Below are 11771 nucleotides of genomic sequence, written 5' to 3'. Positions count from 1 at the left end.
ATACGTATCCACTGAATCATGACGATAGACGATATAGCTGTATTCTTGTTGATCCTGACGCGCGTGCTCGGGCTCTTCTTGGCAGCTCCTGTCTTTTCGCATGGCTCGATCCCAGCGGTGGCCAAGATCACTCTGGCCTCCGCGTTCGCCATGATGGCGCTGCCCATGGTGGAGCTCGACATCGTGATGCCGCCGGACGTTTGGAGCCTTGCCCTCTGGTTCGCCAAGGAGCTCGTGGTGGGCGCCTTGATGGGGATTGCGATTCGCATGATCTTTTTCGTGCTCGATTTCGCTTCGCACGTGATCACGGTGGAAATCGGCCTGCAGCCGGGCCAAGCCTTCGACCCCGGATCCGCGAGCCAAGGAAATCCGCTGGGCACGATTATCTACTTCCTCGGCTTGGCGATTTTGCTTTCAGGCAGCGAGTACGATATCTTGATCGCCTTTATGCGTAGTTTCGAGATCGCTCCGGTCGGCTACTTCGGACTGAATTCCTACGCGGCGGACTACATCATCCTCAAGACGGCGGATATCTTCAAGATCGGCATCTTGATGGGGGCTCCTATCATTGCGGTAAACTTTTTGGTGAACCTCGTGTTTGCGGTCCTGGGTAAGGTCGTTCCAAAGTTGAACGTCTTTATCCTGAGCTTCTCGGCTCGTATCTTTCTCGGCACTACGGTGCTGGTCCTCACGGTAGGCCTTATCGCGCACTATGCGGTAAACTACATTTCCGAAACCCCAGAAATGATGCTTCGCTTCATTTTGTTCAGACCGGAGGCGTAACCAGATGGCTGATACGGATAAGGATTCGAAGACTGAAAAGCCAACCGGGAAGCGGTTGGAGCAGGCAAGGGGCGAGGGCAACATGCCTCAAGCTCAGGAGGTTGGAGTAACCTTCACGCTGTTGGCGGGCTTGCTGGTGGTGATGTTTGCCGGGCGCTCGATCGCGAACCAAGTCTTTAGCATCTCCTCCACCATGTTTGGGAATTTGTCCTCGGTGGACCTGTCCGTGGACAACATCAGCTATTTCCTAAACGAGATCATTATGATGCTGGGCCGTTTGTCCGCTCCGTTCCTGCTCACGGCGATGGTGGCAGGCGTGATCGCGGGCGGCTTGCAGACGAAGTTCCGCCTGACGCCGAAGGCCTTGGGCATCAAGTTCAACAAACTGAACCCGATCAACGGCGCGAAGCAGCTCGTCTCCAAGGACGTCTTCGTACGCTTCGGCATCGACCTTTTGAAGATGGCGGCCATGGGGCTTATCCTTTGGGTGGCGATGCGCAAGATCATCAAGGATCCGATCTTCTATGCGGAAATCGACATCACGCACGTCGGTCTCTTCATCACCGATACCATGGTTTATGTCTTCATCCGCCTGACGATCGCGGTGGGCATCATCGCGATCCTCTCCTATCTCTGGCAGCACAAGAAGACCATGGACGGGCTGAAGATGACGAAGGAGGAGGTCAAGCAGGAGCGCAAGGACCAGGACATGAGTCCGGAAGTCCGCAAGGCTCGTATGCAGATGGCGATGCGTCTCATGCAAGGCCAGATGCTCGACGACGTGGCTACGGCAGACGTTGTAGTGACAAATCCAACACACTACGCGGTGGCCTTGAAGTACGAGCGCGGGGTGGACTCCGCTCCGGTGGTATTGGCCAAGGGCGAGAACGCCTTTGCCCAGCGCATCAAGGCAGTGGCGGCGGAACATGGCGTACCCGTGGTGGAAAACAAGATGGTCGCCCGCATGCTCTACAAGGTTTCTCAGGTTGGTTCGGCCATCCCGATGGAGATGTTCCAGTCGGTAGCTGAAATCCTCGCGTTCGTCTACAAGACGCACCGCTACTACTTCCATAAGCTCAAGGCCCGTCGCGCCGCCCTCAAGAAGACTAAATAATGAGCGATTCCGCATCACAGTCATTTTCTCCAGCCAAGGCTCTCGCTTTCCTCAAGCGTGGAGACACGGCGCTCGTCGCTTGCTTGTTCGGTACGGTTCTCCTGCTGGTCTTGCCGCTCCCGCCGTTGATGCTGGACGTGCTGCTGGCCGCCAGCGTGGGCGCGTCCTTGCTGATCCTGCTGATCATCGTCTACGTGAAGGAGCCTTCCGAGTTCTCCGGATTTCCGACGGTGCTCTTGGGCGTGACGCTTTTCAGGCTGGGGCTGAACGTGGCTTCGACCCGTTTGATCCTGCTCGATGGATACGCAGGTAGCGTGATCGATTCCTTCGGTTCCTTTGTAGTGAGAAACAACTACTTGGTGGGAACGGTTATCTTCCTGATCCTGGTCGCGATCAACTTCATCGTTATCACCAAGGGCGCGGGCCGTATCGCGGAAGTCGCGGCGCGTTTCACCTTGGACGCCATGCCTGGTAAGCAGATGGCGATCGATGCCGAGCTGAACGCTGGCATCATCGACGAGGTCAAGGCTACCAAGCGTCGCGAGAAGGTGCAGAAGGAGGCGGACTTCTACGGCTCGATGGATGGTGCCAGCAAGTTCGTGCGCGGTGACGCCACCGCGGGTATCCTGATCACGGTGATCAACGTGCTCGGCGGCATCGCCATCGGCATGTGGCAGCAGGACATGAGTTTCCAGGAGGCGCTGCAGCGCTTCACTCTTCTTTCGATCGGTGACGGTCTGGTTTCCCAGATTCCGGCGCTGGTCATCTCATTGGCAGCCGGTCTTCTCGTTACCCGTAACTCGGGCGAAGACGAGGATCTCGGTTCGCAAATCGGTGGCCAGGTGGCTGCTTACCCGAAGGCGTTGGGCGTGCTGGCAGGCATGCTCGGCATGTTCGGGATCATACCGGGAATGCCTTTCGTTCCCTTCTTCATCATGGCTGTGGGAGTCGGAGCAGGGGCCGTGGCCCTGAACCGCGCCCAAGACAAGAAGAAGGCGGAGGAAAAGATGAAGGAACTAGAAGAGGAGGCTCAGTCGCGCCAGAAGGGCGGACCCCAGGGAGGCCATGCGGAGGACCCGAACAGTTCGAAGCACCTGCCTGCTGAGTTTGAAAAGTTAATCGAAGTAGATGTGTTTGCCCTAGAAATTGGATTTAACCTGCTATCGCTCGCCGACAAGGCCCAGGGCGGGGACTTGCTGGAGCGAGTCACCGGAGTGCGCAAGACCCTCGCTCGCGAGCTAGGCATCGTCGTCCCGCCGATCGCGGTACGCGACAACATGGAGCTCGAGGGCCAGGAGTACCGTTTCCTGCTGCATGACAAGGAAGTGGCCCGCGGCGAAGTGATGCCGCATCGCTGGATGGCGATGAACGTTTCCGGCAGCGAGGTGGAGCTCGCGGGGATCCCGACCAAGGAGCCTGTTTTCGGCATCGACGCGGTTTGGGTCGACGAGGACGAAAAGAAGAGCGCGGAGATCAATGGCTTCTCCGTGGTCGATTCCGCTTCGGTGCTCATCACCCACCTTTCCGAATGCTTGAAGAACAATGCTCACCACCTGCTCAGTCGCCAGGATACCCAGAAGCTGGTGGACCATGTGGAAGAGACTCACCCCGCTTTGGTGCAAGAGCTCATGCCGGATCTCGTATCCATCGGTACGATACATCGCGTTTTCCAGAATCTACTCAAGGAAGGCGTGGCGATCCGCAACCTGACCTTGATCCTGGAAGGCATAGGGGATTTCGCTCCGATCTCTAAGAACCCCGACGATTTGTCTGAGTACGTTCGCCGTCGCACCGGCGAGTTTTTCGTGGCCGAATATGAGTCGGAAAAGGGCGTGCTTAAGGCGATCACCATGGATCCGCGCCTCGAGCAGGTATTGGCCTCTAAGGTGCAACGCACAAATACGGATTACACGCTTTCCCTAGATCCCAAGCTGGCGCAGTACCTACTGCGAGAGCTGGCGATAAAGGCTAATGACCAGATCGAAAATGGTCTATTACCTATTCTTGTAACCGCTGCGGAAATACGCTTGCCCTTCAAGAGATTCTTCGAACCTTCGCTGCCGAAGCTCAATATCCTGAGCTACCAGGAGCTCCCGTCGAGCACCGAGATTATGAATCACGCTATCATACTGTTCCCGGATTTCGCTCAGCAGGAAATGCAGGCCCGGGCGCAGGCGAGCGGCGCGGCCGACGCCTCCGCGAACGGCCCGATGGCTGCGAGTTTCCAGCCTAATTGATAATCCTCACTATTTAGGTACCTTTCTCCCATGAGCCAAAATTCGACCCCAGCAGGCACGCAGATCAAGCTCCTCGTCAATACCGCGAGCGAAGCGGTAAACGTCATACGCGAGAAGTATGGCGAACAGGCCCGCGTGCTCTCGGTCAAGCAAGTGGAAGCGGGTGGCTTGAAGCGCTTGGTCAGCAAGCCGCGCTTGGAGGTGATCGTCGAAGTGCTGGGGCAGGCGCCGCAGCCTAAGGCCCCCGCGAAGAAGCCTAGCCCTCCAGCTCCCCAAGCGTCCGCTCCAGCGGAAGAGAAGCAGGATATTCAGAAAAAGGATACGCCAGCTCCCGCTCCAAGCCCCGCGGCCCAAGCCGAGCCGCAAAAGCAAGCTCCTTTGAACAAGAGCCCGATCGGCGACTTGTATTCGAAAAGCAAATCCGAAAGCGATTCGGGCGGTTACTTTTCCCAGTTCGAGGAAGAGGAGCCTGCTCCGAAAGCGGAGGATGCCGCTGACGTCCAGGAAGCTCCGCTCGGCTCTGCCGCCAATCCGGTTAAGCGAGGCACCCTCGAAGCGGTGCAGCGGGCCATTTCGATGCTCGAATCCGTGGGCTTCGACCGTTCGCTGATCGAGCGCATCCGCTCCGAAGTGGACTTCCGCGATATCGGCTCGCTGCCGACCATGGACCTTTACGCCAAGATTTGCGATTGGCTGCGTAGTCGTTTTCCTCATACGTCCAAGCCTCAGCTAGGGGCGCGGCGCGCCTTTATCGGCTGCAGCGGAGTCGGCAAGACCTCCGCTCTTTGCAAGATGCTTTCCGCCGACGTGTTCGTGAACGGGCTCGCTCCCACGGTCTTGAAGGTCGATTCGGAACTGCCCAATCCCAGCGACGGGCTGGAGGTCTTTTGCGAGATCATGGGCGTGGGCTTGGCCCGTTCCGCCCAGGAAGTAGGGGAGACCGACGAGAGCAGGCCGCTCCTGGTCGACCTGCCCGGCTATTCGCTGGCGGATTCGAGCTCGGTCGTCGCTTGTCGTGCGACTCTCGACGAGCTGGGGATCGATGAGCGCATCGTAGTGGTGAATGCCGCCTACGAGACGGAGCTGATCGCCGACATGCTGGCCACGGGCGAGTCGATCGGCGCCACGAAAGTCATTTTCACCCATCTCGAGGAAACCCGCAAGGCGGGCAAGCTTTGGAAGTTTTTGCTAAACCGCCGCATGGAGCCGCTCTTCTTCAGCGAAGGCCCGAATCCAGCTGGCGAATACACGATGGAAACCTATAGCTATCTCTTGGAGCGATCGTTCCCGAACGGTCGACAGCTCGCCGCCGCTACCAAGCGGGGCAAGCCGATGGCTGCAGCTCAAACCGGGGAGGCAGGGTATAGCTCATGATGTACACGATGCTATTAGGGGGGATGCTCGGTTTCGTTTCGATCTTCCTCGTGGCCTTGGGAGTGGGGAAGGACCCGCTCAGCGCCCTGGGGCAAGCCAGCGTAGGAAGCCTGCTTTGCGGCCTGCTCTTCCTGTGGGTTAGTCAAATTTGGATAAAAAACGTTCGGCAGATGCTCATGGAAAAGCGTCAAGCCGCAGTCGCAGCGATGGCTGAGGCTGAAGAAAGAAAAAAGCGAGACGCTAAAGAGCGCGGTTCAAAACCCGTATAACTACTCAACCAACTATGAATGATATTAACGTGAAGGAGAGGAAAGACAGTTCAAAGGGAAAGAAGGCGCAGGCCGCTAAGGCTTACGGCGCTAGCGGTTCCTCGGTGCCTGCTGTTCAGAACGCGGAACTCTTTGAGACGTACATGCCTCTTGTACGTTCCATTGTGGCCCGCATCAAAATCAACCTGCCGCCTCACATCGACGAGCAAGACTTGCACAGCGTCGGCATCACCGGTCTGATTGCGGCGCTCAAGAAGTACGACCCGGCTCAGAAGAAGTCTTTCGGCTCGTACGCGGCGATGCGTATCCGCGGTTCCATACTCGACGAGCTGCGTCGCATGGACTGGATGCCGCGCAACGCCCGCACCAATTTCAAGAAGCTGCGAGCCACCATCGAGGAGGTCGAGCAGCGTCTCGGACGTCCGGCTACGGAAGAGGAGATCCGGGCCGAGCTCGGCATCAGCCGCAAGGAGTACGACCAGTTGATGGCGGAAACGCGGCCTGTGAGCTTCCTGCCTCTCGACAACGCGGCCGCTGGCGGCGACGACGGGGAAGGGGCGGACCTTTACGAAGTGATTCCCGACGACAACGTGGTGCCCGTCACCTCCAAGATGGAGAAGGACGAGGTCACGCGTCTGGTAGCGGAGCGTATCAACCAGCTGCCGGAAACGCCGCGCAAGGTTTTGGCGATGTACTATTTCCAGGACATGCGCCTCGCGGAAATCGCGGAAGTCTTTGGCCTGACGGAATCTCGCATCTGCCAGATCCACTCCCAGGCGATCATCAGCTTGAGAAGCTACATCACGACCGTGATGCATAAGTAGTTTAATTCACCGCGTGAGTAAAGTTCTCCGCCGGGCAACCGATAGGAGAGACCACGAATCATGTTTGTAATAATCGGAGCAGTAATTGTTTTGGCCGCGACTTTTGGCGCGTTCATCATGTCAGGAGGCAATATGGGCCTGCTGATGCACCCGCCTGAATTTGTCGCCATCTTCGGCATCACGGCAGGGGTAGCGATTATCTGTGCCCCGAAGGATGTGTTGATCCACACCATCCACGCCACTATCGGCGCCCTTAAAGGTTCCGGACCGAACAAGGACGACTACCTGGACCTGATGAAGGTGATGTACGAGCTCTTCATGCTGGGCCGCAGAAACGGTTTGCTAGCCCTCGACGAGCACGTCAGCTCGCCCGAATCGAGCTCCATCTTCTCCAACTATCCCAATTTTCTCGCCGACAAGGACAAGGTGTCCTTCCTCTGCTCGGCGCTGCGTCCGATCATCGACGGCAAGATCAAGCCCGACCAGCTGGAGCCCTTGCTCAAGGCTGAGATCGACGCCAAGAAGCACGCGGCCCACGGTCCGATCAACGTACTCCACCTGCTCGGCGACTCGCTCCCAGGTATCGGGATCGTTGCGGCGGTATTGGGTATTATCCTGACCATGAGCGTGCTGGACCAAGGCGTTATGGTGATCGGCGGACGCATCTCTGCGGCTTTGACCGGTACCTTCCTCGGTATCTTCGTGGCCTACGGCTTTATCAATCCCCTCTGTAACCTGATCGAGTTCGGCAACGAGGCGGAAGAAACCTACTATATTTGTATGTCCCGCTCCATCGGCGCCTTCGCTCGCGGACTGGCTCCCATCATGGCCGTCGAGCTCGCTCGCCGTAGCCTGGAAGCCGGCATGGTTCCGAGCGCGGACGATTTGGAAAACATCCTCAAGTCCTCCACGGGAGGCTAAGACGCGGCGATGAAGCAAATGGGGACACACCATGGCGGCGCTTGGAAGGTAGCCTACGCGGACTTCGTGACCGCGATGATGGCGCTTTTCATGGTACTCTGGCTCACCTCCCAGGACGAGAACCTGAAGCGCGACTTGGCCAAGTACTTCCAGGACCCGTACAACACGCCGATGGACAACTCCATGGGAGTGATCGAGACCAAGAGCGAGGGGCAGCCTTCGAACCGGGAAGGTCAGGCCAAGGGCAAGTCCGAGATCTCGGACTTCAAGGTGCTCTACGACATGGCCCAGGAGTTCATGCGCCTGCTCAATATCGAAAGCGCCAATCCCGACCAGAAGCCGATCGATCTGGACGTGACCAGCGACGGCCTCCGCGTCACGCTCTACGACCGCGACGCCCATCCCTTTTTCGTAGAAAATTCTGCCGACTACACCCCTTGGGGATCCTTCGTGATCGAAACCTTGGCTTGGCTGGTGCAACGCCACACCTTCATGGTGCGGGTGGACGGCTACGTCTCGGAAGGCTTCGAAGGCGATGGCTGGGACTACACCGCTTGGGAGCTTTCCAGCGACCGGGCGAACTCGACCCGCCGCTTGCTCGAGCGCTACGGGGTGAGGGCAGGGCAGTTCGAGTCCGTCACCGCGCACGGTACCCGCGACCCGCTTCCCTTCATGCATCCGACGGCGGAGTCGAACGATCGCGTTTCGATAAGCCTTGTCTTGTCGGAGCTCTACAACATCTTGGATGAACGTGAAAAGGAGGGAGCTCCTCCTGCCTTTCCCGATTAAGAATGGATAGCTATCTTTCAGGCAGAGAACAACTTGGAGAGTCCAAGAAAGCCAAGGACTCCATGAAGCTCCCCGCGGTTTCCCAAGGCTTTGGGCAGCTTGCGGCTCCCGAGTCGGAGAACCGGGAGGAGAGCGAAGTTTGCGGAGAGGGCGGCAGCAAGGTCGCCTACGTCTCCGAAGACGGACGCGTCACCAAGATCGTGGTCACCTGCAATTGCGGACAGGTGACGGAGATCGACTGCAGCTACGAGGAGTAGCCGCTGCAGATACTGCCCTGTCCTTTGGGGCATTTTTTGCCGTATGATTTTAAGAAAGCTGCAAGTTATTGCAGTTTAGCTGTTTGTAGATCTGGCATGTGGGTTGCTTTGTTGCACCCAAATGTTGAACGGAGTCTACCAAAACGCAGCGGCCATGACGGGCCTGGAAAGCTGGAACAATTCGATTGCCCAGAACATTTCCCAGTCGTCTACCCCAGGCTACAAGAAGGCGGTGCTGTCCTTCGAAGGCGTCGAAGCGGGCAAGGTTGGAATCAAGAACGACTTCGGAAACATCCTTCAGCACGCGACCATCCAGACCAAGGGGGTCGGGGCGGTAGACTTTTCCAGCGGATCCATCGTCACCACCAACGGCGAGTACGATTTCGCGCTCGAGGGCAAGGGCTTCTTCGAGCTTCGCACCGACGACGGCCAGCTCGTCTACACTCGCGACGGCCAATTCAAGGTGAACGACGAAGGCGAGCTCGTCAGCAAGCAGGGCTTCCACGTCCTGGACGACACGCGCCACCCGATCAAGCTGCGTCGCGGCCTCGGCGCGTTTTCCGCCGCTAGCGACGGAACCATCAGCCAAGGTGGGGCGCCTCTGGCCAAGCTCAGCATCCGCGACATCGAAAATCCGGACCAGATGGTCCGTTCGCACGGCGGATTCGTAGTGGGTCCGAATGACGTAGGCTACAATCGCAACGTCGACGCTCCCTTGCTCCGCCACGGCGCTCTCGAGCAGAGCAACGTCTCCGCTACTACCGAAATGATCAACATGATCAACGTCTCCCGTTCCTTCCAGATCAACCAGAAGGTGATCCAGCAGCACGACGAGGTGCTCGGCAAGGCGATCCAATCCCTTGGCGGCCACTAAGCCAACTAATCGAATTTCCTAAAACTCAAACGACCCAAGAACATGAGCATTTCACTATACTCCGCAGCGAGCGGCATGGAGGCCCAGCAGACCAATCTCAATGTTATCTCCAATAACATAGCGAATGTGAGCACGACCGGCTTCAAGAAGAGCAAGGTCGAGTTTCAGGACATGTTTTACCAAGTGCCCAAGTCGGTCGGAGCCGACGCGGGCGGCAGCATCGTTCCCACCGGCATTCAGGTCGGCACCGGTACGCAGGTGGTTTCCACCTCCAAGGTCTTCACCCAAGGTCAGGTTTCCCAGACCGGCGAGGACATGGACGTGGCGATCGTGGGAGACGGATTTTTCCAGGTCACGGGGCCGGATGGAGATTCGCTCTACTCGCGCGACGGCGCTTTCAAGGTAGGTCCGGACGGGCAAGTCACCAATTCCCAAGGTATGCCCATCGTCGGCTTTCCGACTCCGCCAGCCGGCTTCAATAACATCTCCATCAACTCTAATGGCGGGGTGACCTTCACCTCCGACAACGGAGATATCCTCGGCACCGGCGAGATCACGCTTTCGCGCTTCGCGAATCCAGCGGGTCTGCTGGGCTTGGGAGGCAATCTCTTCCGTCAAACGGAAGCCAGCGGTACTCCCACCGTGGGCGCTCCGGGTGAGAACGGAACCGGTACCTTGCAGCAAGGCTACCTCGAGACTTCCAACGTGAACATCGTCGAAGAGATGGTGAACATGATCCTCGCTCAGCGAGCTTACGAAATTAATTCCAAGTCGATCCAGACTTCGGACTCCATGATGCAGCAGGTCAGCCAACTCAAGCGCTAGTCATGAAAATCTCCATCTTCCTACGCCTCTCGTTCGGTCTCGGCATCGCGATCTTCATTTTCGCTTCCGCGCTCCGCGCCTCGCTCGACGACATTCTCGCTCCGCTTCCTATGGCGGAAGTGGCTTCTGTATCCACTCAGAAGGTACAGTCCGTGAAGCCAATGCGAAGCGTATCCACCGTTCAAGCGCGAACGGAAGCGGCCGCTCCAGCGGAGAAGACTTATTCCGAAGACGCGATTCTCGCTTCCGAAGTGCAGGAGGCCATCACCAAGGAGCTGGCAGCCCATTTGCGAATCGCAGGCGACCTTTCGCTCGTCGCCCTGCGCGACTTGCCGGACCTTTCAGGATACTCGCACCCTTTCGTCGTGCAGCTCAACAACGCGCCGGCCAATCTCTCTCGCGGAAACATCCTCCTGCGCTTCCAGGTTGAAAATGCCAAAGGCGTGCTAGGGGAGTGGACGGTACCGTTTCGCGCCCACTTGCTCAGCGAGGTCTGGTATCCGCGCACGCACCTGCGCCGCGGCGAACTGGCATCGCCATCCGATTTCGAAAGCCGTCCCGTCGACCTGCTCGGCGAGCCCAACGCGGTTCCCGCGAGCCTCGAAAGCCTGCTTCGCCACGAGTACGCTCGGGATATCGTTCCCGGCAAGCCGCTCAAGTGGAGCGACCTGGTAGAGCGCTCTTTGGTTCGCAAGGGAGACGTTGTGGAGGTTTCCGCCGTGAGCGGCCTGCTCGCGATCACCATGCGAGCGGTGGCCCGCCAGGACGGCAGCGATGGCGACCTGATTCTCCTGCAAAACCTAGATTCCTCCAAGCAGTTCTCAGCCCGTGTTATCGGGGAAAACCGTGTCGAAGTCATCTTTTAAGCCAACTCTAGCACCTCACTGAAATGCGTATACGAATTTTAATTACATGTGCCCTCGTTTTTGCAGGGGCTGTTTTTGGCAAGTCTCTTTGGGAATCACCTCGCAATACCGAGCGCGGCATGTTCGCGGATCGCACGGCCGCAGGCATCGGAGATATTCTAACTGTTGAAGTTGATGAAGAAACGATTGCGAATCGATCAACTTCTAAGTCATCAGGCACGAGTTCTACCTTAAACCACGCCATCGATTCGATTGTAATTCCTCGAGTGTTTAACTCTGCCAATGAGACATTACCTTCGGTTAATCTCGGTAATCCTCAAGAGAGCTTCAATGGTTCGGGGTCGCTCGCAGATTCCAATCTGCTTCAGTCGAAGATTGCGGTTATGGTCGTCGATGTTCAGCCAAACGGCAACCTATTGATCGAAGGGGCGCGTAAAATCAAGTCGTCTGGTGAAGCGCAGTACCTCGTTGTCCGAGGTATTGTTAGGGGGGATGATGTTGAGTCGGACAATACGATATCCTCCTTCCATGTTCTCAACGCTTCGATTGAGCTATTTAGTGAAGGTGACCTCAAAAATGCTCAAACCAAGGGCTGGATCCAGCGCTTAGTCGATGTGACTAACGTACTCTAATAAGTA

12 protein-coding genes are annotated in these 11771 nt (G+C 57.5%); all 12 read left to right on the top strand.

The annotated features are described in order from the left end of the window. Positions 1 to 18 precede the first annotated feature (18 nt). The 12 genes from QEH57_RS16745 (at position 19) to QEH57_RS16690 (ending at position 11765) form a co-directional block, all read left to right on the top strand. Entirely contained in the window at positions 19 to 783 is a 765-nt protein-coding gene (locus QEH57_RS16745; protein ID WP_309007917.1) for a flagellar biosynthetic protein FliR, read from the top strand. A gap of 4 nt (positions 784 to 787) precedes the next feature. Beyond that, positions 788 to 1897: an EscU/YscU/HrcU family type III secretion system export apparatus switch protein gene (locus QEH57_RS16740; protein ID WP_309007916.1), complete on the top strand. Its 1110-nt coding sequence runs from the start codon at positions 788 to 790 to the stop codon at positions 1895 to 1897. Beyond that, positions 1897 to 4134, top strand: a complete 2238-nt coding sequence (flhA, locus tag QEH57_RS16735) for a flagellar biosynthesis protein FlhA (RefSeq protein WP_309007915.1) — start codon at positions 1897 to 1899, stop codon at positions 4132 to 4134. Before QEH57_RS16740 ends, flhA begins: the two co-directional genes overlap by 1 nt. A 30-nt stretch (positions 4135 to 4164) precedes the next feature. Then, complete coding sequence (locus QEH57_RS16730; protein WP_309007914.1) at positions 4165 to 5508, top strand: hypothetical protein; 1344 nt, start codon at positions 4165 to 4167, stop codon at positions 5506 to 5508. 283 nt (positions 5509 to 5791) lie between these two features. After that, on the top strand, positions 5792 to 6601 hold the full coding sequence (locus tag QEH57_RS16725; RefSeq protein ID WP_309007913.1) for a FliA/WhiG family RNA polymerase sigma factor: 810 nt from the start codon (positions 5792 to 5794) through the stop codon (positions 6599 to 6601). A gap of 60 nt (positions 6602 to 6661) precedes the next feature. Beyond that, positions 6662 to 7522, top strand: coding sequence for a motility-associated protein (locus QEH57_RS16720; RefSeq protein WP_309007912.1), 861 nt, complete (start codon positions 6662 to 6664; stop codon positions 7520 to 7522). 18 nt (positions 7523 to 7540) lie between these two features. Next, positions 7541 to 8311 (top strand): flagellar motor protein MotB, encoded by a 771-nt coding sequence (locus QEH57_RS16715; RefSeq protein WP_309007911.1) that lies wholly within the window; start codon positions 7541 to 7543, stop codon positions 8309 to 8311. 2 nt (positions 8312 to 8313) lie between these two features. Further along, a complete protein-coding gene (locus tag QEH57_RS16710) occupies positions 8314 to 8568 on the top strand; it encodes a hypothetical protein (RefSeq protein ID WP_309007910.1) in 255 nt (84 codons plus the stop codon). A 121-nt stretch (positions 8569 to 8689) separates the two neighbouring features. Further along, positions 8690 to 9442, top strand: a complete 753-nt coding sequence (locus QEH57_RS16705; protein WP_309007909.1) for a flagellar hook-basal body protein — start codon at positions 8690 to 8692, stop codon at positions 9440 to 9442. 42 nt (positions 9443 to 9484) lie between these two features. Then, positions 9485 to 10267, top strand: coding sequence for a flagellar basal-body rod protein FlgG (flgG, locus tag QEH57_RS16700; protein WP_309007908.1), 783 nt, complete (start codon positions 9485 to 9487; stop codon positions 10265 to 10267). A gap of 2 nt (positions 10268 to 10269) precedes the next feature. Further along, on the top strand, positions 10270 to 11133 hold the full coding sequence (gene flgA / locus QEH57_RS16695) for a flagellar basal body P-ring formation chaperone FlgA (protein ID WP_309007907.1): 864 nt from the start codon (positions 10270 to 10272) through the stop codon (positions 11131 to 11133). Between the two features lie 23 nt (positions 11134 to 11156). After that, positions 11157 to 11765, top strand: coding sequence for a flagellar basal body L-ring protein FlgH (locus QEH57_RS16690; RefSeq protein ID WP_309007906.1), 609 nt, complete (start codon positions 11157 to 11159; stop codon positions 11763 to 11765). Positions 11766 to 11771: the final 6 nt, after the last annotated feature.

This window comes from Pelagicoccus sp. SDUM812005, assembly GCF_031127875.1.
In the GTDB taxonomy this organism is placed as follows: domain Bacteria; phylum Verrucomicrobiota; class Verrucomicrobiia; order Opitutales; family Opitutaceae; genus Pelagicoccus.
This window is presented reverse-complemented; position numbering and strand designations above follow the sequence as displayed.

What these genes read in the sequence shown, in the direction of transcription:
- QEH57_RS16745 (WP_309007917.1), top strand. Translation starts at nt 19, where the DNA reads ATGACGATAGACGATATAGCTGTATTCTTGTTGATCCTGACGCGCGTG.
- QEH57_RS16740 (WP_309007916.1), top strand. Translation starts at nt 788, where the DNA reads ATGGCTGATACGGATAAGGATTCGAAGACTGAAAAGCCAACCGGGAAG.
- flhA (WP_309007915.1), top strand. Translation starts at nt 1,897, where the DNA reads ATGAGCGATTCCGCATCACAGTCATTTTCTCCAGCCAAGGCTCTCGCT.
- QEH57_RS16730 (WP_309007914.1), top strand. Translation starts at nt 4,165, where the DNA reads ATGAGCCAAAATTCGACCCCAGCAGGCACGCAGATCAAGCTCCTCGTC.
- QEH57_RS16725 (WP_309007913.1), top strand. Translation starts at nt 5,792, where the DNA reads ATGAATGATATTAACGTGAAGGAGAGGAAAGACAGTTCAAAGGGAAAG.
- QEH57_RS16720 (WP_309007912.1), top strand. Translation starts at nt 6,662, where the DNA reads ATGTTTGTAATAATCGGAGCAGTAATTGTTTTGGCCGCGACTTTTGGC.
- QEH57_RS16715 (WP_309007911.1), top strand. Translation starts at nt 7,541, where the DNA reads ATGGGGACACACCATGGCGGCGCTTGGAAGGTAGCCTACGCGGACTTC.
- QEH57_RS16710 (WP_309007910.1), top strand. Translation starts at nt 8,314, where the DNA reads ATGGATAGCTATCTTTCAGGCAGAGAACAACTTGGAGAGTCCAAGAAA.
- QEH57_RS16705 (WP_309007909.1), top strand. Translation starts at nt 8,690, where the DNA reads ATGTTGAACGGAGTCTACCAAAACGCAGCGGCCATGACGGGCCTGGAA.
- flgG (WP_309007908.1), top strand. Translation starts at nt 9,485, where the DNA reads ATGAGCATTTCACTATACTCCGCAGCGAGCGGCATGGAGGCCCAGCAG.
- flgA (WP_309007907.1), top strand. Translation starts at nt 10,270, where the DNA reads ATGAAAATCTCCATCTTCCTACGCCTCTCGTTCGGTCTCGGCATCGCG.
- QEH57_RS16690 (WP_309007906.1), top strand. Translation starts at nt 11,157, where the DNA reads ATGCGTATACGAATTTTAATTACATGTGCCCTCGTTTTTGCAGGGGCT.